Origin of the sequence: Streptomyces sp. WG7 (assembly GCF_049975785.1) — a bacterium.
In the GTDB taxonomy this organism is placed as follows: Bacteria; Actinomycetota; Actinomycetes; order Streptomycetales; family Streptomycetaceae; genus Streptomyces.
On record NZ_JBNGGE010000008.1, the window covers coordinates 61,606 to 83,791 of the forward strand.

The 22,186-nt window shown below is 72.6% G+C and carries 13 protein-coding genes; 7 read left to right on the plus strand and 6 right to left on the minus strand.

What is annotated here, in order from left to right:
- Window positions 1-48 precede the first annotated feature (48 nt).
- Both ACP4J0_RS11420 and ACP4J0_RS11425 read left to right on the plus strand, forming a co-directional pair.
- Window positions 49-1,635, plus strand: coding sequence for an alkaline phosphatase D family protein (locus ACP4J0_RS11420; RefSeq protein ID WP_426598521.1), 1,587 nt, complete (start codon window positions 49-51; stop codon window positions 1,633-1,635).
- A 321-nt stretch (window positions 1,636-1,956) separates the two neighbouring features.
- Window positions 1,957-3,342, plus strand: a complete 1,386-nt coding sequence (locus ACP4J0_RS11425) for an N-acetyltransferase family protein (RefSeq protein ID WP_426598522.1) — start codon at window positions 1,957-1,959, stop codon at window positions 3,340-3,342.
- 25 nt (window positions 3,343-3,367) lie between these two features.
- Here the strand turns inward: ACP4J0_RS11425 and ACP4J0_RS11430 are convergent, their stop codons facing one another.
- A complete protein-coding gene (locus ACP4J0_RS11430; protein WP_426598523.1) occupies window positions 3,368-4,591 on the minus strand; it encodes a trans-sulfuration enzyme family protein in 1,224 nt (407 codons plus the stop codon).
- 60 nt (window positions 4,592-4,651) lie between these two features.
- On the opposite strand from ACP4J0_RS11430, the gene ACP4J0_RS11435 reads away from it, so the two are divergent.
- On the plus strand, window positions 4,652-5,131 hold the full coding sequence (locus ACP4J0_RS11435; protein WP_426598524.1) for an Lrp/AsnC family transcriptional regulator: 480 nt from the start codon (window positions 4,652-4,654) through the stop codon (window positions 5,129-5,131).
- Window positions 5,132-5,208: 77 nt separating this feature from the next.
- A complete protein-coding gene (locus ACP4J0_RS11440) occupies window positions 5,209-6,897 on the plus strand; it encodes a DUF885 domain-containing protein (protein ID WP_426598525.1) in 1,689 nt (562 codons plus the stop codon).
- Between the two features lie 381 nt (window positions 6,898-7,278).
- Here the strand turns inward: ACP4J0_RS11440 and ACP4J0_RS11445 are convergent, their stop codons facing one another.
- The 4 genes from ACP4J0_RS11445 to ACP4J0_RS11460 all read right to left on the minus strand — a co-directional run bounded on the left by ACP4J0_RS11445 (window position 7,279) and on the right by ACP4J0_RS11460 (window position 13,167).
- Complete coding sequence (locus ACP4J0_RS11445) at window positions 7,279-10,272, minus strand: AAA family ATPase (RefSeq protein WP_426598526.1); 2,994 nt, start codon at window positions 10,270-10,272, stop codon at window positions 7,279-7,281.
- Window positions 10,269-11,432 carry an exonuclease SbcCD subunit D gene (locus tag ACP4J0_RS11450; protein WP_426598527.1) on the minus strand — a complete coding sequence of 388 codons (1,164 nt, stop codon included), beginning with the start codon at window positions 11,430-11,432 and terminating at the stop codon, window positions 10,269-10,271. Before ACP4J0_RS11450 ends, ACP4J0_RS11445 begins: the two co-directional genes overlap by 4 nt.
- 378 nt (window positions 11,433-11,810) lie before the next feature.
- Window positions 11,811-12,767: a hypothetical protein gene (locus ACP4J0_RS11455; protein ID WP_426598528.1), complete on the minus strand. Its 957-nt coding sequence runs from the start codon at window positions 12,765-12,767 to the stop codon at window positions 11,811-11,813.
- Window position 12,768: 1 nt separating this feature from the next.
- Window positions 12,769-13,167, minus strand: coding sequence for a hypothetical protein (locus ACP4J0_RS11460; protein ID WP_426598529.1), 399 nt, complete (start codon window positions 13,165-13,167; stop codon window positions 12,769-12,771).
- A 157-nt stretch (window positions 13,168-13,324) separates the two neighbouring features.
- Between ACP4J0_RS11460 and ACP4J0_RS11465 the strand changes: the two genes are divergently transcribed.
- Window positions 13,325-17,425 carry a CHAT domain-containing protein gene (locus ACP4J0_RS11465; protein WP_426598530.1) on the plus strand — a complete coding sequence of 1,367 codons (4,101 nt, stop codon included), beginning with the start codon at window positions 13,325-13,327 and terminating at the stop codon, window positions 17,423-17,425.
- 244 nt (window positions 17,426-17,669) lie between these two features.
- Here the strand turns inward: ACP4J0_RS11465 and ACP4J0_RS11470 are convergent, their stop codons facing one another.
- On the minus strand, window positions 17,670-18,824 hold the full coding sequence (locus ACP4J0_RS11470; RefSeq protein WP_426598531.1) for a cellulase family glycosylhydrolase: 1,155 nt from the start codon (window positions 18,822-18,824) through the stop codon (window positions 17,670-17,672).
- 977 nt (window positions 18,825-19,801) lie between these two features.
- Here ACP4J0_RS11470 and manA point away from each other — a divergent pair.
- Together manA and ACP4J0_RS11480 are read left to right on the plus strand one after the other, a co-directional pair.
- Window positions 19,802-21,019: a mannose-6-phosphate isomerase, class I gene (gene manA, locus ACP4J0_RS11475; protein ID WP_426598532.1), complete on the plus strand. Its 1,218-nt coding sequence runs from the start codon at window positions 19,802-19,804 to the stop codon at window positions 21,017-21,019.
- Window positions 21,020-21,125: 106 nt separating this feature from the next.
- Entirely contained in the window at window positions 21,126-22,100 is a 975-nt protein-coding gene (locus tag ACP4J0_RS11480) for an ROK family protein (protein WP_426598533.1), read from the plus strand.
- Window positions 22,101-22,186 lie beyond the last annotated feature (86 nt).

Below are 22,186 nucleotides of genomic sequence, written 5' to 3' on the forward strand. Positions count from 1 at the left end.
GCACACTGGCCGAAACGCTGGCCGGATCCCGTTCCTGGAGGCGCATCCATGTCACACCGTCCGTTGCCCGGTCGCCGCAGCGTGCTGCGCGGCTCCCTTGCCGCGTCGGCGGCCCTGACCCTGCCCACCGCTCTCGGGGCGGCGCCGGCGTTCGCCCGTTCCGGGCGGCCGGGAGCGGGCTGGGGCGTGCAGACGGGAGACGTGACCTCCCACTCCGGTCTGGTCTGGGTGCGGTCCGACCGGCCGGCCCGGATGATCGTCGAGACGTCCGCGACCGAGTCGTTCCGCAACCCGCGCAGATGGCGCGGCCCGCTGCTGGGGGCGGACACGGACTTCACCGGCACGACCCGGCTGCGCGGCCTGCCGCCGGGCGAGCAGATCCACTACCGCGTGCTCCTCGCCGACCCCGACGACCCGCGCCGCACCGGCGAGCCGGTCCCCGGCACCTTCCGCACGGTGCCGGTCCGCCGGCGTGAGGGAGTGCGCTTCGTGTGGTCCGGCGACCTGGCGGGCCAGGGCTGGGGCATCAACCCGGACCTCGGCGGCTACCGCATCTACGACGCCATGGGCGCCCTGGACCCGGACTTCTTCCTGTGCAGCGGCGACAACATCTACGCCGACGGCCCCATCGCCGCGACGGCCGAGCTGCCCGACGGCAGCACCTGGCGGAACATCACCACCGAGGAGAAGTCCAAGGTCGCCGAGACCCTGGCCGAGTTCCGCGGCAACTTCCGCTACAACCTGCTCGACGAGAACCTGCGCCGCTTCAACGCCCAGGTCCCGTCCATCATCCAGTGGGACGACCACGAGGTGCGCAACAACTGGTACCCGGGCCAGGTGATCGCGGACACGGACAGCCGCTACACCGAGAAGAGCGTCGACGTCCTGACCGCCCGGGCCCAGCGCGCGTTCGCCGAGTACTTCCCGATCTCCACGCTGCGCCCCGGCGCACGGGAGGGCCGCGTGCACCGGGTGCTGCGCCAGGGCCCCCTGCTGGACGTGTTCGTCCTGGACATGCGGACGTACCGCAACGCCAACTCCCCCGGCGACGAGACGGTGGACCCGCAGGGCATCCTGGGCCGCGAGCAGCTCGAGTGGCTCAAGCGGGAGCTGTCGCGGTCGCGTGCGGTGTGGAAGGTCATCGCCGCCGACATGCCGCTCGGCCTGGTCGTGCCCGACGGCGGCGAGGGGAAGCCGAACATCGAGGCGATCGCGCAGGGCGACCCCGGCGCGCCGCTGGGGCGCGAGTTGCAGATCGCCGAGCTGCTGCGCTTCATCAAGCACCGTCGGATCACCGGCACGGTCTGGATGACGGCCGACGTGCACCACACCTCGGCCCAGCACTACCAGCCCTCGCGGGCCGCGTTCACGGACTTCGAGCCGTTCTGGGAGTTCGTGTCCGGGCCGCTCAACGCGGGTGCCTTCCCGGCCAGCGCGCTCGACGGCACCTTCGGCCCGGAGAGGGTGTTCGTGAAGGCGCCGACCGCGTCGAACGTCTCCCCCGCGGGCGGCTACCAGTTCTTCGGCGAGGTCGACATCGACGGCGACAGTGCCGAGATGACGGTGCGGCTGCGCGAGCAGGACGGCACCGTGCTGTTCACGAAGGTGCTCCAGCCGGGCCGGGTCGGCCAGTAGTTCCCGTATAGCCTGTCGGGTGTGCCGCGCACCGGCGTCATCCCCCGGTGCGCGGCCGGCTTCCTGCTGCCGCGCGCGCAGTCCAACTGACCACCCTGCGGGGTCGTTTCGGCAGCTCAGGCCGTTTGTCAGTGGCTGCCTTCACGGTTTTCCGCATGACGCGATCCTTGCGGAGCATGCTGGCGGAGGAGGTGGCCGTCCTCTGACACCACACGGGCAGAGAACGCAACAAATACCCCGGAAGCCTTCTTTACCCATCGGTCACAGAGCGTTCGTGATCACGCAACACCGTTCCTTCACAGTGGCTGCATGACTCGAGACATGTCTGAAGTGACGGATGCCGCGGCCCTCCTCGTCGAGCACGGCCCCGGGGTGCCCGTCATGCTGCTCGCCTCGGTGGCCGCACTGATCACCACGGCCGGGTTCCACAGCCGGTGGTCACGGCGCCGCGGACACGCCCCGCCGGCGGACGATACCGGCTCCCGGCCGCCGGCCGCGACGGCGGCCGGGAGCCGGGCCGAGGACGAGGCCGGGGCCAGGACCGGTGCCGCAACCGATACCGGCACCGACGCCGACGCCGCTCTCGGTACCGACGCCGGTACCGAGACCGCAGACAGCGCGCTGTGGCGGATGCGGACGACGGTGCGGGACGCACCGGGGTCGCTGGCCGTCCTGTGCGCGGCCCTCGCCGACCGGCGGGTGGACATCCTGAACCTGCAGACGCACCCGCTGGCCGAGGGCACGGTGGACGAGTTCCTGCTCCGCGCCCCGGGTGAGCTGACGGGGTCCGAGCTGGCCGACGTGGTGTCGACGGCGGGCGGTGCCCACACCTGGACCGAGCGGGCGGACGCCCACGACCTGGTCGACGCGCCGACCCGGATCCTGGGACTGGCGGCCCGCACGGCCCTGGACGCGGCGGAACTCCCGCTTGCTTTGCGGCAGTTGCTGGGCCGGTGCACCATCCGGTCGGTGCCGGCGTCCGCCGGGGGACGCGCGGCGGGCGACGTACCGCCGGAAGGCGCGCTGGAGGACACCGTGCTGCGGCTGCGCGCGCCGGAGGGCGGGGTGATCAGTGTCGAGCGGCCGTATCTGCCGTTCACCCCGGCCGAGTTCGCGCGGGCGCGGGCATTGGTCGAGCTGGACGCCCGGCTCGGTCCGCGCGTCCCGCGCAGCCGGGACGCGCTGACGCTGCCGCAGGGGAGCGACATCACGGTCCGCCGGGCCGACACGCGTGACCTCCCCGCGGCCAAGGCGATGCACGAGCGGTGCTCGGCACGGACGCTCGGCATGCGGTACCACGGCCCGGTCGGTGACGCCGACCGGTATCTCGACCACCTGCTCGGCCCGCGCTACGGCCGAACCCTCGCCGTGCAGACCGCATCGGGGCGGATCGTCGGACTGGGGCACCTGCTGTGGGACGGGGACGAGACGGAGGTCGCGCTGCTCGTCGAGGACGCGTGGCAGCGTAGGGGCATCGGCGGTGAGCTCCTCGGCCGGCTCGTGACGATGGCGGCCGAGGCGGGCTGCGAGAGCGTGTACGCCGTGACGCAGGCGTCCAACACCGGCATGGTCGCCGCCATGCGCGGCCTGGGCCTCCCCCTCGACTACCAGATCGAGGAGGGGACCCTGGTCATCACGGCCCGCCTGGACCCGGCGGCCCGGGCCGCGGCGCGGCTGCCACGTGCGGAGCGGATCGGCACGGAGTGAGCGCCGACGGGCGGTGCCGCGCGGGTCAGTCGGCCCGCGACAGTGCCTCCCGCAGCGGGATCGCCCCGGCCACCGGCTCCCCCAGCGCCCGGTCCAGGTCGGCCCACAGGTCGTCGACGTCCTCCAGGCCGACCGACATCCGCAGCAGCCGGTCGACGACCCCGGCGTCCCGGCGGTCGTCGGCGGCCACGATGCGGTGGCTGATGGACGCCGGGTGCTGGATGAGCGTGTCCACGCTGCCGAGGCTGACGGCCGGGGTGATCAGGCGGACGCGGCCGATGACGTCGTGCGGGTCGCCGTGGACCTCGAAGGAGACCATCGCGCCGCCGATGCGCGGATAGTGGACGCGGGCCACCCGCGGGTCGGCGGCGAGGCGCTCGACGAGCGTGGCGGCGGTCGCGGAGGCGGCGCGCACCCGCACCGGCAGGGTCGACAGCCCGCGCAGCAGCAGATAGCCACCCAAGGGGTGCAGTACGCCACCGGTGGCGAAGCGCACCTGCCGCAGCCGCCCCGCGAACTCCTCGTCGCAGGCCACCACACCGGCCAGCACGTCTCCGTGTCCGCCGAGGTACTTGGTGGCGCTGTGCAGCACCAGCCGGGCTCCGTGTTCGGCGGGGCGCTGGAGCACGGGCGTGGCGAACGTGTTGTCCACGAGCAGCGGCACGGATCCGCAGGCGTGGGCGACGGCCCGCAGGTCCACCTCGGCCAGCGTGGGGTTGGCCGGTGACTCCACGAGCACCAGGCCGGTGTCCGGGCGCAGCGCGTCGGCGACGCCCGCCGGATCGGTCCAGGTGACCTCGGACCCCAGCAGTCCGGCGGTCAGCAGGTGGTCGCTGCAGCCGTAGAGGGGCCGTACGGCGACGACGTGCCGGAGTCCCATCGAGCCGCGGACCAGCAGGACGGCGCTGAGCGCGGCCATGCCGCTGGCGAAGGCGACCGCGGCCTCGGTGCCCTCCAGCCGGGCCAGCGCCGTCTCGAAGCGGGCGACGGTGGGGTTGCCGAGGCGGCCGTAGACCGGCGGGCCCTCCGGGTCGGCGCCGGTGGTGGCGAACGCGTCGATGCGGGCGGCCTCGCCGCGGCTGTCGTACGACGGGTAGGTCGTGGACAGGTCGATGGGCGGAGCGTGCAGTCCCTGGCCGGCGAGATCGTCGCGGCCGGCGTGCACGGCCTCGGTGGCCAGTGCCCTGCCTGTGCGTACGGTGGTGCGTGCGTCGTCGGACGTTGACGTGTGCGTGCGCGCGGAGTCCATGGACCGAAGAGTGAACACCGACCGGGCTCCGGGGACCGCGAGCCGTGCTACGTTCGGCCGATGGGCGAATCAGTCGTACTGGATCCGGTGGATCTTCATCTGCTGCGACTGCTGCAGAACGACGCCCGGACCACCTACCGCGATCTCGCCGCCCAGGTCGGGGTCGCCCCGTCGACCTGCCTGGACCGGGTGACCCGGTTGCGGCGTGCCGGGGTGATCCTCGGCCATCGGCTCGAACTCGACCCGGCGAAGCTCGGGCGCGGGCTCCAGGCACTGCTGTCGGTGCAGGTGCGACCGCACCGTCGGGAGCTGGTCGGCCCGTTCGTGGAACGGATCCGGGCGCTTCCGGAGTCGCGTACCGTCTTCCACCTCACCGGCCCGGACGACTACCTCGTCCATGTCGCGGTCGCGGACATGACGGATCTGCAGCGCCTCGTCCTGGACGAGTTCACGTCCCGGCGGGAGGTGGCCCGCGTCGAGACACGGCTGATCTTCCAGCAGTGGGAGTGCGGCCCCCTGCTGCCGCCCGCCACGCCCTGAGCGAAATCCGGCCCCCTCGGCGGCGGACCCGTCGAACAGGGCTGACGCGGCACCGGAATCCGTATGAGTATGTCCGCATGTCAGAGACCAAGAGCCCGCTGCCCCGCGAGGTCGCCGACGCCTACGTCGACGCACTCATCGCCCTCGACCCGGTCACCGGTACGTACCTCGGCGTGCCGGAGAGTTCCAGCCGCCTGCCCGACTTCTCGCCCGCCGGGCAGGAGGCCCTCGCGGAGCTGGCGCGGACCACGCTCGCCCTGCTGGACGAGGCGGAGCGCCGGCCCGGCGGGGACAGCGACGTGGAGCGGCGCTGCGCCCGGCTGCTGCGCGAGCGCCTCACCGCCGAACTCGCGGTGCACGAGGCCGAGGAGGGACTGCGCTCGGTCGGCAACATGGGCACCGCCGCGCATTCGGTGCGTGAGGTCTTCACCATCACTCCGACGCAGACGGAGGAGGACTGGGCTCGGATCGTCGAGCGGCTGCGCGCGGTGCCGGCGGCGTTCGCGGGCTACCGCGAGTCCCTGGCCCTGGGGTTGGAACGCAAGCTGTACGCGGCACCGCGCCCGACCGCCACCTTCGTCGACCAGCTCGGCGAGTGGGCGGACACGGGTGAGGGCCGCGGCTGGTTCGAGGACTTCGCGTCGGCCGGCCCCGACGCGCTGCGCGCGGAGCTGGACGAGGCGGCCCGGGGCGCGACCGCGGCCGTGGTGGAGCTGCGGGACTGGATGCGTGACGAGTACGCACCGGCCGTGGCGGGCGCCCCGAACACGGTGGGCCGGGAGCGTTACGCCCGCTGGTCGCGCTACTACAACGGTACGGACCTCGATCTGGACGAGGCGTACGCGTACGGCTGGGCCGAGTTCCACCGCCTGCTCGCCGAGATGAAGCAGGAGGCGGAGAAGATCCTGCCGGGCGCCGAAACCCCGTGGGTGGCGCTGGCGCACCTGGACGAGCACGGCAAGCACATCGAGGGTGTCGACGAGGTCCGCGACTGGCTGCAGGGCCTGATGGACCAGGCGATCGAGGCGCTGGACGGCACCCACTTCGAACTCGCCGAGCGGGTGCGGAAGGTGGAGTCGCGGATCGCTCCGCCCGGCAGCGCGGCGGCCCCGTACTACACGTCCCCGTCGGAGGACTTCTCCCGTCCCGGCCGCACCTGGCTGCCGACGATGGGCCTGACCCGCTTCCCGGTTTACGACCTGGTCTCCACCTGGTACCACGAGGGTGTCCCGGGCCATCACCTCCAGCTCGCCCAGTGGACGCACGTCGCGGAGGACCTCTCCCGCTACCAGGCCTCGGTCGGCATGGTCAGCGCCAACGCCGAGGGCTGGGCGCTGTACGCGGAGCGGCTGATGGACGAACTGGGCTTCCTCACCGACGCGGAGCAGCGGCTCGGGTACCTGGACGCGCAGATGATGCGGGCCGCCCGCGTCATCGTGGACATCGGCATGCACCTGGAGCTGGAGATCCCGGCGGACTCCCCCTTCCGCCCGGGCGAGCGCTGGACGCCGGAGCTGGCGCAGGAGTTCTTCGGCGCGCACAGCAGCCGTCCGGCGGACTTCGTGGAGAGCGAGCTGACCCGGTACCTGACGATCCCGGGCCAGGCGATCGGCTACAAGCTCGGGGAGCGGGCCTGGCTGCTGGGCCGGGAGAACGCCCGCAAGCGGCACGGTGACGCGTTCGACCCGAAGGCCTGGCACATGGCGGCTCTCTCCCAGGGTTCGCTCGGCCTGGACGACCTGGTGGACGAGCTGTCCCGGCTCTGAGCCGTGCTCCGGCCCGGCGCCGGGCCCGGCTGACTCAGAGCCGGGATCCGAACCGGCGCCGGGCCGTGCTCATCGCCTGGAGCCGCCTTCCGAGTCGATGACCTGCCCGGTGCCCCTTCCCCAGCTCTCGACTGCGTTCGAGCCGGGGAGAGCCCTGTCGCCTCGTCCGTGGCGAGCCGCGCGACGAGGCGGGCCGGATCGTCCGGCATGCCCCACCACCCGGCGGGGAAGAGCGCGGTGACGTCCTCGTACGTCGAGCTGGGGTCGGTGACCACGAGCGTCGCCTGCTCCCCACCGCTCCCCCGCCGGCCGCTGGGCCGCCGGGCCACCGGGCCACCGGGCCGCCGGGCCACCGGGCCGCCGAGGTTCCGCCGGAACCCCTCAGGTGGCACCCCGCTGCCGCAGCACCGACCCCGACCGTCCCTTCACGACCTCCAGCTGGGCGTGGATCCGCCGCCGCAGATCGGCGACATGGCTGACGATGCCGACGCTGCGGTCCCGCTCGCGCAGTGAGTCGAGGACGTCGAGGACCTCGTCGAGGGTCTGGTCGTCGAGGCTGCCGAAGCCCTCGTCGATGAAGAGGGTGTCCAGGCGGACACCGCCCGCCTCGTCCGTGACCACGTCGGCGAGGCCCAGCGCGAGGGCGAGCGAGGCGAAGAACGTCTCACCGCCGGACAGGGTGGCCGTGTCGCGTTCGCGGCCGGTCCAGGCGTCGACGACGTGCAGGCCGAGGCCGCTGCGGCCGCGCCCGGTGCGGTCGTCGGAGTGGACGAGGGTGTAGCGGCCGGAGGACATGCGCTGGAGCCGTGCGGTGGCCGCGGCGGCCACCTGCTCCAGACGGGCCGCCAGCACGTACGACTCCAGGCGCATCCGGCGTTCGTTGTCCGCGGAGGTACCCGCGGCGAGCGAGGCGAGCCGGGCGACGCGGGTGTGCTCCTCGCGCAGCGGGGCGAGCCGGCGCGCGGAGGTGGTGGCCCGCGCGGACAGCCGGTCCAGTTCGGCGCAGCACCGGGCGGCCGCGTCGCGTGCGGAGGCGGCGTCGCGCAGGCGGCGGCCCGCGTCGGCGGCGGCGAGTTCCGCCGCCGCCACGTCGGCGGGCGGCCGCTGGGCGGCGGCAGCGGTGTCGGCCTCGGTGAGGACCGCGCGGACGGCGGCCTCCTCGGAGTCCCATGCGTCGAGCCGCCGTTGCAGCTCGCGGTGGGCGGCGTCGTCGAGCAGCGCGGCGGCGGCGTCCCGCGGGGTGTCGAAGCCGGCGCGGAAGGCGGCGTCGGCGAGACGGGCGTCGGCGTCCTTGAGCCGCTGGGCCGTGTCCTCGGCGAGGCGGACGGCGTCGGCGGCCTCCGTCAGCAGCGCGGCCCGGCGCTCCAGCTGCGCCGCTCGCGCCGCCACACTGCCGGCGCTGCCGCGAGCCCTCGTCAACTCCTCTTCCAGCGCGGCTCGTTCGCTCTCCAGCCGCTCCCGGTTGCCGACCCGGGAGGCGGCCCGCACGGCGGCCTGCTGCTGGGCGGTGATCCGCTGCTCGCGCTCGTGCTCCGCCCGGCGCAGCTCCTCATGCGCGGCGTGCGTCCCGGAGGCGCTGGCCCTCGCCCGCGCGTACCGCCGCTCCAGTTCCTCGGCCTCTTCGGCGAGCCGGGCGGTGGGCGTCTCCCCGGCCTCCGCCGCGGCGGCGGCGAGCGCCTCCCGTACGGCGCCCAGGCGCCGTTCGGCGTCCGCGCGCCGCTCGTCGGCGTCCTGGTAGGCGGCGAGGGCGCGCTCCTCCGCCTCGCGGTCGACATGCCCTGCGATCCTGCGCGCGGGGGCGGGGTGTTCGAGGGCGCCGCACACGGCACACGGTGCGCCGTCGGTGAGGCCCTCGGCGAGTTCGGCGGCGATGCCGGTCAGCCGCTGTTCCTTGAGGTCGAGCCAGTGGGCACGGGCCTCGACGGCACGTTCGGCCGAGGCGAGGGCGTGCCGTTGGGCCTCCTGCGCGTCGGCGGCGTACCGGTCCCGCTGCCGGGCCGCGGCGAGCCGCCGCTGCGCCGGGTCGCGCTGCACGGCGAGCTGTTCGGCGTGGGCCGCTGCCTCCTGCGCGGAGTCGACGCGGGCCTGCAGTGCGGTGCGTGTGGTCTCCCAGTCGGCGAGCCAGGTCTCCGCCTCGTGCAGGACGTCCTCGTCGGCGCGTTCCTGGCGGTCCAGCGCGGCCCGCTCCTCGACCAGGTCCGCGAGGCGCCGTTCGGCCCGCCGGGCCGACTCCAGCCCGCCCAGTTCCTCGGCTGCCCGACGCGCGGCGGCGGCGAGCCCTGCGGCCCCGGCGTCCGCGAGGGCCTCGGGCAGCAGGGCACGCGCGTGGGTTTCCGCGGCTGCCGCCCGCCGGCGTTCGGCGTCGGCGGCGTCCCGCAGCTCCAGGGCGGGGGCCACCGCTTCGGCCTTGCGGGCCCGTGCCATGCGTTCCTGGGCGGCGCGGTGGGCGTCGGCCCGCTGTGCCAGCAGCGCTTCCCGCTCCCGGGCCTCGGCGAACCGCCGCTGCAGCCGGTCCAGTTCCCGTGCGTCGGCGAGGTCGCGTTCGGCGGCGGCCCGGTCGGTCTCGGTGGCCGTGAGCCGGCAGTCGGCGACGGTCAGCAGCTCCCGGGCCGTGCTGCGCGCGAGAGCGGCGGCGGCGAGGACCGCCTCGGCCAGACCGGGCTCGCCCGGCGCCAGCTCCGGCAGATCCATGGCGTCGCCGGCGGCCTGCTGCATCCGGTGGGCGTCGGCCAGCAGCGCGGCGTCCCCCTCGCGCACCCGGGCCTCGGTCGTGCGGCGCCGCTCGACGAGGCGCTTCTCGACCTCGGCGAAGCGCCGGGTGTCGAAGAGCCGGCCGAGCAGCTTGCCGCGAGCCTCCGCGTCGGCGCGCAGGAAGCGCGCGAAATCGCCCTGCGGCAGCAGTACGACCTGGCAGAACTGCTCGCGGCTCATCCCGAGCAGCTGCGTGATCTCCTCGCCGATCTCCTGGTGGGAGCGGCTGAGGTCCTTCCAGGCACCGGCCGTCGCGTCGTACTCGCGCAGCCAGGTCTGGGCCTTGTCGACGGTCGTGCCCTTGCCCCGCAGCTTCGGACGCTCCCAGGGCGGCTGCCGGGTGACCTCCAGTCGCCGCCCGGCGACGGTGAGGGCGAGGCGCACCTCGGTCCGCGTGCCGACGGCGGCGTGGTCGCTGCGCAGGGTCATGCCCTGGCCGCTCTGGCGGGCGCCGGGCACCGACCCGTACAGCGCGTAGCACACGGCGTCGAGGACGGAGGTCTTGCCGGCGCCGGTGGGCCCGTGCAGCAGGAAGAGTCCGGCGGCCGACAGGTCGTCGAAGTCGACGCTCTGTGATCCGCCGAAGGGGCCGAAGGCGGTGATGTCCAGCCGGTGCAGCCTCACCGGGCCACCTCCCGCACGGTCTCGTCGGCGCGCACCGCGTCGAAGGCGTCCCGCAGCACGGTCTGTTCGCGGTCGTCGGGCCCGGCTCCGCGCACGTGCGTCACGAAGTCCTCCGCGATCTGCTGGTCGCTGCGGCCGGCGAGGCGTCGCGCGTAGGACACGGCCGGGCCGTCCGGGGGCCGCTCCGGGTCGAAGACGAGGGTCAGCGTGTGCGGGAAGCGCTCGGTGAGCCGGGCCATGGGGTCGGCGGGGCGGACCGGATCGGTGAGGGTCGCCTCGACCCACGCCTCCTCGTGCCGGGTCAGCCCGGGGTCGGCGAGCAGCTCCTCCAGGGTGCCGCGCAGCCGGGCCAGAGAGCGCGGCACCGGGCAGTCGACTCGCTCGGCGGTGACCGAGCCGTCGGCGTCCAGGTCCACGAGCCACATGCTCTTGCGGTGCGTGGCCTCCGAGAAGGAGTACGGCAGCGGGGACCCGGAGTAGCGGACGCGCTCGGTGAGGGCCTGGCAGCCGTGCAGGTGCCCGAGCGCCACGTAGTCGACGCCGTCGAAGACACCGGCGGGCACTGCCGCGACCCCGCCGACGGTGATGTCCCGCTCGCTGTCGCTCTGCTCGCCGCCGGTGACGAAGGCATGCGCGAGGACGACGGAACGGGTGCCGCGCGCGCGAGTGGCGAGGTCGGCACGGACCCGGTCCATGGCGGCGGCGAGCACGGCCTCATGACCCGCCTTCTCGACCCCGAGCCCGGCCTTCACCAGAGCCGGCTCGAGGTACGGCAGCCCGTAGAAGGCCACCTCACCGTGCGCGTCCTCCAGCACGACCGGGGATCCGCATCCCGCCGGGTCGGTGCGCAGGTGGATGCCGGCACGGTCGATGAGCCCGGCGCCGACGCCCAGGCGGCGTGCCGAGTCGTGGTTGCCGGAGATCATCACCGTGGGCACGCCGAGGTCGGCCAGGCGGTGCAGGGCGTCGTCGAAGAGCTCGACGGCGGCCAGCGGCGGCACGGCCCGGTCGTACACGTCTCCCGACACGACCACGGCGTCGACGCCCTGGTCCCGCACGGTCTCGACGAGATGGCCGATGAACCCGGCCTGGGCCTCGAGCATGTTCACCCGGTGGAACGCCCGGCCGAGATGCCAGTCGGAAGTGTGCAGAATTCTCATGAAATTGCCCTGACCTGCACGTTTCTACCCTTACTGCACCTTCGCAACCAGCGCGAACCAGCACGGAGCTCACTACCGACGCTCGTCACGCTAACGCATGGGGGCCTCTGACCCACCACTGTCCTCGAATCCCCCGGACGATGGAACGTCCTTCCAGGATGCCGTTCCCTCTCGCATCGCCGAGGTCGCCGACCGCCGTCCGACCAGGGTCTACCGCAGGGCGACCATGGCCATCGTCGCCCCTGACGGATCCGGACGAGCCGCCGGGCGGCCCGGCGCGCACCGCCGCCACCGGCCCGGGCAGCCGGCCCGCCTGCTGCCCGCTGCGAGGCATCGGCCCGCACAGCGTGCGCGGCTGCGGGACATGCCGAGACCCGGCTACGACTGTGGCTCGTACGCCGTCAGGTCGATCAGGTGCCGCCTGCCCTGCAACAGACAGGTGATCTCCCAGCCGGCACGCCTGCCGAGGACGCCGTACACCGGCACCCCCAGGCGTTCGGCGAGCTCGGCGGTGTACACGTGGACCGATGCCTCGACGAGGGCGGCATAGGCTTCGGTGGCACTGCGCATCCGGAGCTTCGCGGTGATGAACATGGCAACGGCCAGAGGTAGCGCCGGCCACCACCACACCGCCAGGAGCGCGTACAGGACCGCCCATGCCACGAGTGCGGTCGCCCGGCTGAGAGCCTCCCGGGCCGATTCGATGTGCTGGCGCGGAGCGTCGGGCAGCATCTGCCACAGCGCCGGCCACACTGTGGCGAGGTCGAGGTCGAGATCCCGCGCGAGGCGCAGGGAGACCGCGTGCATCCGGTCGCCGGTCCAGGTGGGCCGGTGCGGTTCCTCCCGTGAAACACGCTCGACGGCGAGCCGTGCCGACCTCAGGGCCGCACCGCTCTCGGCGTTCCCGGCGGCCAGCGACTCTCCGACGCGCAGCCGCTCGCGTTCATACGCGGCCGTTGCTTCGGCGCGCCGCCGTCGGCGCTTGGAGACCAGCCGATCGGTGAACGACCGCAGAGGCCACGGCCAGACAGACCAGTCCGCCGCGAACCACACTCGCTCCACGAACGAGCCGAGTGTCTGCGCCACGACGCCCAGAGCGGCGGACAGCAGGGCGACCAACAGCAGGAGTACGGCAAGTCGTGCTCCTGCCCCCGCGCCCGGGGCCGGGCGCCACGCCTGTACCTCTCGGACCAGCAGGTCGAGGTCGAGGGCGTCCGCGTGCCCGAGGGTCCGGGCGGCGAAGGCGGCCGCCAGGAACAGAGCGCCGGGCAGCACCAGCAAGGACAGCCACCGCTCGGCCAGGCGCTTGCCCAGTTCCGTCAGGAGCCCGCCCATCTCAGCGCTTGACCCAGCGCAGCGGTACGGAGGCCACGCGGCACAGCGGCGGTTCCTGCATCGTGCGTTCCGCCCACACCACGCGTGCGCATGTGCCGAGAGGGCAGAGAAACGCGACGTCGGCCTCGGCTGCCGCCCCCGTGCCGACGGGCGACGGCTCCGGAACGGTACGGACTCCCGTCCCGTAGGCTCCGCGCGCGTCACCGTCCCGTCTCACAAGCTCGTCGAGGACGTCGAGGGGTGCTTGTACGTCCTCGGTCCGGTCGACGATCGCGCGCCGCAGTCGGACGAGCGCATCGGTCCGGCCGAGTTCGGCCAGATGCCGGTCCAGCGCGTCGAGGTTCTCGCACACGTAGGAGAGGCCTCTTCGGACTTGTGCCGACGCGTTTTCCCCAGTCACCCCGGACTCCCCTCACAGATGCCGGCTTTCAGGGCATCATGCACGAACAAGCCGAGGACGCAGGGTAGTTCGGGGGAATGCGGTGCGCGATCCGGGACCATGGACGCACGGCCGCGGGCGGCAATCGCCCGAGCGGCACGAGGAATGGCGCCACAGTGTGCTGACCCGAGCCGAGACGGTCCTGCGCGCCTTGTGGTCGGCGAACCCGAGCGCAGGGATGCTGGGAGCCCTCGCCGCTCCCGTGATCGACGACTTGGCACGGCTGCTGGCTGCCGACCCCACCGACGAACCGGCCAGGGTGGCCCTGGGCCATCTGTACTGGTCGCGCCACGAGAATCACGGCGCTCAGGCCGATCTGGACGACGCGGTACGCGTGCTGTCCCCCTTGTTCCACCCGGAACAGCTGTATCTCGTTCCCGAGGGGCTGCGGACCGAGATCGCGGACGCGTACGGCACCCATGTGGGGACGCAACTCGCGCAGGCTCTCGCCGCGGGCGACAACGCCGGGACGGAACTGACGGCCCTCGCTTGGTGGTGCTCGTTCCTGCTGGCCCACGCCGACCCGGACAACGATCATTACGGCAACCATCTGTGCGCACTCGGATCGGTTCTGTTCCATCGGTACCACGTGCTCGACAACGTGGACGACCTGCTGAAGGCCGTCAGCCTTCTCAGCCTCGCCGTGCGCGTCACGCCCGTCGGGCACACCAACGGCCCGAGCGCACGGGCCGGCCACGCCCTCGCCCTGGCCGGCCGCTACACGCTCACGAAGTCCTTCAACGACCTGCGCACCGCCCGTGAGGCATGCACTGGCGCACTCCGTCTCTCGCTGCGCGACGAGCAGCGGGACGGCCTCATGCGGACGCTGGCCTCACTGCTCGGCGACCTGATGCCCCGTGCACTGGCGGAGCGGCGGTGGGACGAGGGGCTGGAGGCGGGCCGCGCGGCCATGGAGCACCCGGAACTGGCCCGCTACGCGCAGGAGAGCGTGGCAACGATCCTGGAGAGACGTTTCCTGGACGGTGCGTCCGGCCTCGCAGACCTGGACGAGGCCATCCGGCTGCGGACCTCACTGGCGCGGGAACCGGGAAACGGTCTCGCCGGCCTTGAACTCGCCCGGACACTGAACCGGCTGGGCTACGCGTACTGGCTGCGCCACCAGCACGCGAAGCGGTCGGAGGACCTGGACGCGGTGGTGGACACCCTGGAACAGGCCCTCGGCCATGTGCCGGACGACGACATGACGATCCGCTGGGACATACTGCGCAAGCTCGCCGTCGCCCTCATGGAGCGCGTCGAACGAGGCCGGCCCGCAGGGGAATCGTCACGTGCCGATGACGCGGACGACGTGGAGCGGGCGATCGCGGTGATCCGGGCCGGACTCGACCGCTCGGACGGCGGCCAGGCCCCCGCCGCCCTCCGCGCGGTCCTCGGCCGGGAGCTTCCCTGGGCGCTGTGGCACCGGTACATGCGTGAGCGCCGGGCCGAGGACCTGGACGAGCTGACCGAATCGCTGAGCTCGGCCGCTGTCCAGGAAATCACCTCTCCGGAGAGTGCGGTGCTGCAGTACGGCTCCCTCGCCACCGAGGTGCACCGCGCCCGATACCGGGCGGGTCAGGGGCTCGGGGCACTCCACGCATCGGTGGCCGCCGGCCGCGACGCCCTCGCGAAGGCATCACCAGGGCATCCCGGAGCCGCCGCCGTGCTCGCCCAGATCGGCGTGTCGCTGGTTCACCTCTTCCATCACACGGGAGAGCTCTCCGCGCTGGACGAGGCAGTCGAGAGCGGCCGGGAGTCCGTCCGGGCCGTCGGCGAAGAGGCCCTCGACGGCCCCCGAGGAGTGAATCCGCTGCACCTGCTGGGCATCGCTCTGTCCGAACGCGGCGCGCACACCGGCAGCCTCGACGATCTGAACGCCGCCGTCCGGACACTGCGACGCTCGTACGACTCGCCTGAGCCCGAGAAGGGCCGGAACCTCTACGGACTCGGCCTCGCGCTCGTGAGAAGAGCCGAGCGGGTCGCCGAACCGGCAGGACTCGACGAGGGCATCACCTTGATGCGGCGGGCAGCGGAGCTGGACGACGACGAGATGTCGACCATCCTGTCCGGGCTCAGCCATGCCCTCCTTCTTCGCTACCGCGCGAGCAGCGATCCGGCGGACCTCGAAGAGGCCCTGGTGATCGCACGGCGTGCCGCCGACGCGCTCCCGAAGGACGATCCGGGATCGCTGCACGCCCTCACCAGCCTGACCGCCGCCCTGTCCGACGAGCAGCGCAGGCGCCCCGACCGGGTCGACGTGGACGAGCTCGTGGCCCTGTGCCAGCAGGTCGTCGACCTCGCCCCGCCCGATCATTCCGGCCTCGCGCTGTTCCGCCACAACCTGGGGCTCGCCCGCAAGGCACAAGCAGACGCGGTCGGACTTGACCCGATGTTGCAGGCGTTCGCGGAGGTGACCGGCAAGTCCTTGACCCCCTTCACCGTGGTGGAGGCGGTCCACGATCTCTCGGAGGCGGCCCGCAGCGAGACGACCGTGCCCTCGCAACGCATCCGGTCCGCCCTGGCGGCAGCGCACATGATCGCGCCGTCGGATGTTCTCCACGCTCATTTCCTGCTGGAGTACGCCGTCGGGATCATCCCCCTTCTCGCCCCGCGCCGCATCAACCGGGCCGATCAGCAGCGAGCGCTGAAAGACGTCTCGGAGCTGGTCACCCGGAGCGTGGCCGTCACCTTGATCGCGGGTGAGACGCCGCACCCGCCCGGATGGCCGCGTGCGATGCCGCACCCGGCCATCCCGGCGCCGCTGCTGCCGGATGCGGAGCTCAGTGCCCTTCAGACCCTGGAACGAGGGCGGGCAGTCCTCCACAGCCGGATGCTGGACACCCGCGGTGACATCTCGGAGTTGCGCCGGCACCACCCTGAACTCGCCGAGCGATTCGTACGCCTGCGCGACCTGCTCGACAGTGAGACGGTCGCCACGGGCGACGACCCCGCAGCAGCCGAACAGGCCACCGCGGCCCTCGGCTCCCTGGACCGCCCCCGGGCCGCGTCCGAACTCGCCGCCACCCTTGACGAGATCCGTGACCTGCCGGGTTTCGCCTCCTTCGCCCGTCCACCGGAGCCGGAGACCCTCGTCGCCGCCGCGGCGGAGGGGCCTGTCGCGGTGTTCAACTGCGACCCGTCACGCTGCGACGCCCTGCTGGTCACACGGCACGGCATACGGCACCTGCCGCTCCCCGGCCTGACCCACGCGGAGGTGAGCCGACAGGCCGACCTCTTCCACCGAACGCTCGCCGTCGTCACCGATCCCCTCACCGGATTCCGTGCCCAGCGTGAGGCGCAGCGGACGCTGAGCGGCATCCTGGGCTGGCTCTGGGACGTGGCTGCCGAGCCGGTCCTCCGGGCGCTGGGCTTCGACTCGGGCACAGGCCGTGACAGCGATCCGCCTCGGGTGTGGTGGTCGCCCGGAGGACTGCTGGGTGCCCTCCCGCTCCACGCCGCCGGTCACCATGGCGAGTCCGCCGAGCAGGGCGGCGACCGTACTGTCCTGGACCGCGTCGTGTCGTCGTACACGCCCACGATCCGCGCACTGCACTACGCCCGCCGCCCACGAGCCGACGGTGGTGGGCCCGAGCGATCGCTCGTCGTCGCCATGCCGTTCACCCCTGGCGCCGCACCACTCCCCGGTGCGCTTGCGGAGGCGGAAGTCGTGGCGGCCGCACTGCCCAGCCCTACGGTGCTCGCCGGGCCGACCGGAGCCGAACCGCCCGCGGGTGCCCCGGTGCCGACCAAGAGAGCCGTTCTGGACGGGCTCACCGACGCGCACGTGATCCACTTCGCCTGCCACGCGGTCACGGACCCCGTCGACCCCTCTCACAGCCGCCTGATGCTCTGGGACCACCTGTCCAGCCCGTTGACCGTCGCGGGTGTCGCCTCAGTGACTCTCGACGAGGCGCAGTTGGCGTACCTCTCCGCCTGCCGGACGAGCGACGCTGCCGCTGCCGACCTGCAGGACGAGGCCATCCATCTGACGAGTGCGTTCCAACTGGCCGGGTTCCGGCATGTGGTGGGCACACTGTGGGAGGCCGACGACATCGTCTCCGCCCGGATCGCGCAGGCGTTCTACGCGTCCCTGACAGGTGCCGGCGGCCTGGACTGCAGCCGCTCCGCAGCCGCGCTGCGTACGGCGGTCCTCGCTGAGCGCGACCTGTATCCCCACACCCCGTCACTCTGGGCCGGGCACGTACACGCGGGTGCCTGACCGGCGTCGGATTCCGCCGACTCGCCCAGCGTTGAGCGCTGCAGCGCGTCGAGTCCCTCTTGCAGCCGGTTCAGTGCGGAGCCGGTTCAGTGCGGAGCCGGACGCGAGCCGGATGCTGTGCGGCGCCCGCCACCTCGCCTCGGTCTCGGGGTCGTGGAGGGCCGAGCCGGGGCCGCGCATCGGGTCGTCCCCCCGCCTCGAGGACCGGGAGGACGACCCATGAATGTGAAGGTGCGCGAGGGCGTCAGCTGTCCGCGCCGCTGCCCCGGACCACGCAGGAACGGCTGTTCTCCCAGCCCCACCCGTCACCGTCGGGGTCGGACGAGCCGCCGTTGACGCAGTACGGGTAACCGTTGGGCGCGGTACCGCCGCCCGTCCCGCCCCCGCTGCCGTAGACGGTGGCGGTCTCGGACGTGGCCGCGATGCCGTTGGCGCCGTTGATGATGCGGTTGCCCCAGGTGGTCAGGGAGTTCGCGTCGAAGCCGTTGACCATGTCGAGGTACTCGACGCCGCTGCCGTTGCCGCTCCAGGACCAGCCGATGTAGCCCACGCCCAGGGACTGCGCGGTCGCCATGATGGCGTCCTCGTCGGGGTTGCCGTCGCTGTGCTGGTCGCCGAACTCACCGACGACGATGGGCAGTCCGTTGTAGACGAAGTGGTTCAGGTAGTCCTGCACCTCGGTGGCGGTGTCGTAGACGCCGTACATGTGGATCGAGAAGATGGTGTTGCGGTCGGGGTCGGAGGCGAAGACCGAGGCCGCGTTGTCCCTCATGGTCCCGGACCAGTCCTGGCCCCAGTTGGGGGCGTCGACCATCAGGGCGTGGCTGATGCCGGCTCCCCGGAGCTTGCCGATCGCACTCTTGGTGGCGTCGGTCCAGGCCGCGTAGCCGGTGTTGCCGAACGGCTCGTTGCCGATGTTGACGATGACGTAGTCCTCCTGGCCCTGGAGCGCGCTCTTGATGCCGATCCAGTAGTCGGCGGCCCTGTCCAGGGTGGTGGCGGCGCCGTCCTCTCCGTAGCCGGTGGTGTCGTGCACCTCCAGCACGCAGATGACCTTGCTGGCCTTGCACTGGCCGATGAGGGAGGAGACCTCGGAGGCGCTCGTCCGCGTCCACCGGTCGCCGCTGCTGAGGACGACGCGGACGGTGTTGGCACCCTTGGCCGCGATGTCGGCGATGGAGCTCGTGCGCTCGGGGTACCAGGTGTGGGCGTGGTTGACCCCGCGCATGACGAACTCGTTCCCGTTCGCCTCGACCACGTTTCCGTCACTGACACGGATACCGGTGGGTGCCGCGTCGGCCTCGCCGACGGAGGGGCCGGCAAACGAGACCAGCAGGCCCAGGACTGCGGCGAACGCCATGCCCGCCGTCGTGATCAGGGTGCTTCTCGGCTTTCGCATATCTCTCCTTGGATGCGGGTGCGGATGCGGCTGCGCGTGCGGATGCGAATGCGGGTGGTGCGGAGCGCGACGATGCCCGCGAGGGCGGACCATGTCTCGCTGACAACGATGTCTGGTGCGGGCATCGACTCCTGAGAGCAGGATCGGCGAGCGTCGCGGGCACTTCGACAGAGGTGTGACCAAAGGCAGGCTTCGCAGGCGTCGCCGGTGCGGGTGGGCGCCGACAAGTGACCTCGCCCTGCCGCGACTTCGGCCCCATGAGGCACCACCGGGCCATCGCCACACCATGAGGCACTGGGTGTTCCGCCCATGTCAATAGCCGGTTCGCGATCCGTCCACCGAGCACGACCGCACCCCCGGGACTAAACCGCTAAACGGGCTGACCAGTACCGATGGATGCGACAAAGTGGTCAACCACCAGCGGAAACAGAGCCGGCGCAACTGATTGACAGTGGAACGGCGTCGCCCTACGTTCCTACCCGGTTAACCGGTACACGGGCCGACCTGCACTACCCGCGCCGAAATCTCGAGGCCAGACCCGTCGCACCCACCGACGCGACGAGCCGTCTCCCTTCGAACGAAAGAGACGCCATCCATGGCCACACCCCACACGCCGACCGGGACGCCCACGCCCCCTGGTGCCCCTGCCCCCGGACGCGCCCCTTTGACGGGCACCTGCCCGTCACTCACGCCCCCGGCACCGGCACCGGCACCGGGAGGCCGCCTACGCCTTCGTGTCGCGTCGCGGGAGCCGCTTTCCGTCGGGACGGGCCTCCGGGCCCGGATCCGCGCACGCCGCCTCACCGGCAGGCGCCCCACAGCCTCCGCCGTTCGCCGTTCGGCCTTCCACCCTCCCGCACCCTTCACACCGCACGGCAGGAATGACCCGTAGATCCCCTCGGGACGCCACTATACCGGTTCAATAACAGAAGCCGATCGGGCCATGGAGTTCGTTCGTACGCCGTTAACGTGAAAACGTGGATCTACTTCAACCGGTCATCAAGCCATACGCATGGGGCTCGCACGAGGCACTGGCCCGGCTGCAGGGCAGAAGGACGCCCTCGGCCGGGCCGGAGGCGGAGTTGTGGATGGGCGCGCATCCGTCCGGCCCCGCGGGCATGACGCGCGGCGGACGAGAGCTGACCCTCCTGGACGCCGTGTCCGACGGCCCCGAGAGGGAGCTGGGGGCCGCGTGTGCCCGGCGGTTCGGGGGAAGGCTGCCCTTCCTGCTGAAGGTACTGGCCGCCGAGCAACCCCTGTCCATACAGGTGCACCCCGACCGGGAGCAGGCGCGCTCGGCCTTCGCCGCGCAGCAGGCCGACGGCCGTCACGGTCCCTACGTGGACGGCTGGCCCAAGCCCGAGCTGCTGTGCGCGCTGAGCCGGTTCGAGGTGCTGGCCGGCTTCCGCGACCGCGAGGAGGCCGTGCGCGTGCTGGAGGACCTGGAGGTCGGCCGGTTGCGCCCGGTCGTCGCGCTGCTGCAGGCCGGCGCCGGCGACCGGGTGCTGACCGATGCCCTGCGGGCCGTACTCGAGTGGCCGAGTGATGACCGCGCGGCGCTGGTGCGCGGCGTCGTGGAGTCATGCCGGCGCCGGGCGCGGTCCGACGGCCCCCACGCGGAGGCGTATGCGGCGGTGGAGCGCATGTCCCGGCACCACCCCGGAGATCTCGGACTCGTGGCCTCCCTCCTCCTGAACCACCGGGTCCTGGAACCCGGTGCGGCGCTGTTCATGCCGGCCGGTGGACTGCACGCCTACGTGCGGGGCGTCGGACTCGAACTGCTCGCCAACTCCGACAACGTGCTGCGGGCCGGGCTGACGGCCAAGGAAGTGAACGTGCCCGAGCTGCTTCGGATCACCGACCCGGCGGTGCGCGTACCCGAGGTGACGCCCACCGGCGTCCCGGGGCCCGGTTCCACACAGCTGTACGACTGCCCGGTGGAGGAGTTCTCCCTCCACCGGACCCGGCTCGACGGCTCGGGCGGACCCCTCGTGCCGTCGGCCGGCCCCCGCATCGCCTTCTGCACGGACGGATCGGTCCGACTGCGCGCGGGTCGCACGGACCACCTTCGGCTCGGCCCCGGCGACTCCTGCTTCCTGTCCGCCTCGGACGACGGCGTCCTGGTGGAGGGCGAGGGAACGCTGTTCGTGGCAGCCGCCGGCCTGAGCCCGGCCGAACGTGGCCCCCTCGTGTAAGACCTGCTGCCGCCCATTTCTTTGACAACGTTGTCCGGGCCTCTCGCTCGACGCCGCCGGTAAGCGGTGCGCAGGGAGGCCCGACCGGCCCGAGAGGACTGAATCGGTGTACGCCGCCCTGGACATCGGAGGGACCAAGATCGCGGGTGCGTTGGTGGACGAGCGGGGGACCGTCGTCCACCGCGCCGAACTCCCCACACCCGCGCGGGAGTCCACCCAGCGCATGGCCCGGACCGTCGACGCCGTGATCGACACCCTGGCCGCCGCCCCGGCCTGGGGCACGGTACGTGGACTGGGCATCGCGAGCGCGGGCCCGGTCGACACGGCGGCCGGCACGGTGAGTCCCGTGAACATTCCCGCCTGGCGGGCCTTTCCCCTCGTCGAGAGCGTGCGCGCCCATCCGATGCTCTTCGCCGGCATCAGACCGGTCCTGCTCGGAGACGCCGTGGCCATGACCGCCGCCGAACACTGGCTCGGCGCCGCTCGCGGAGTGGACAACGCACTGTGCATGGTGGTCTCGACCGGCGTCGGGGGCGGGTACGTTCTGGGCGGCCGACTGCATCCGGGGCCCTCGGGGAACGCCGGGCACATCGGTCACATCTCCGTCGGCCTCGACGGCGCCCCCTGCGCCTGTGGCGCACGGGGATGCGTGGAGGGATACGCCAGCGGGACCGCCATCGCCCGACACGCGGTGCGGACGGGCTGGACACCGCAGCCGGGCGCGGAGCCGACGGCCGCTGCCGTCGCCGCCTCCGCCCGCGCGGGCGACGAACGCGCCCTGGCCGCGTACGACCGCTCGGCACGGGCCCTGGCCGCCGCCATCGCCGGCAGCGCGACACTGCTGGAGATCGAGGTCGCGGTCATCGGGGGTGGTGTCGCCCAGGCCGGGGAGACGCTGTTCACTCCGCTCCGCCGCCATCTGCGCACCTTCGCGGTACTCGACTTCGCCCGCGGTCTCGAGGTGCGCCCCGCCGCTCTGGCGCGGGACGCGGGCCTCGTCGGAGCTGCGGCGGCCGCCCGCCTGCAATTGCGGGAGGCCGGTGACACAGCGGCGGGAGCCGTGTTCACGACAGGAACTTAACCGGTTTTGCCCAGGCGGATTCCCGTCGTTCATCAGATGCCGTGCGGCACTCTCGGTTTTACGGCCTTCTGTTCGTCGATCGACAG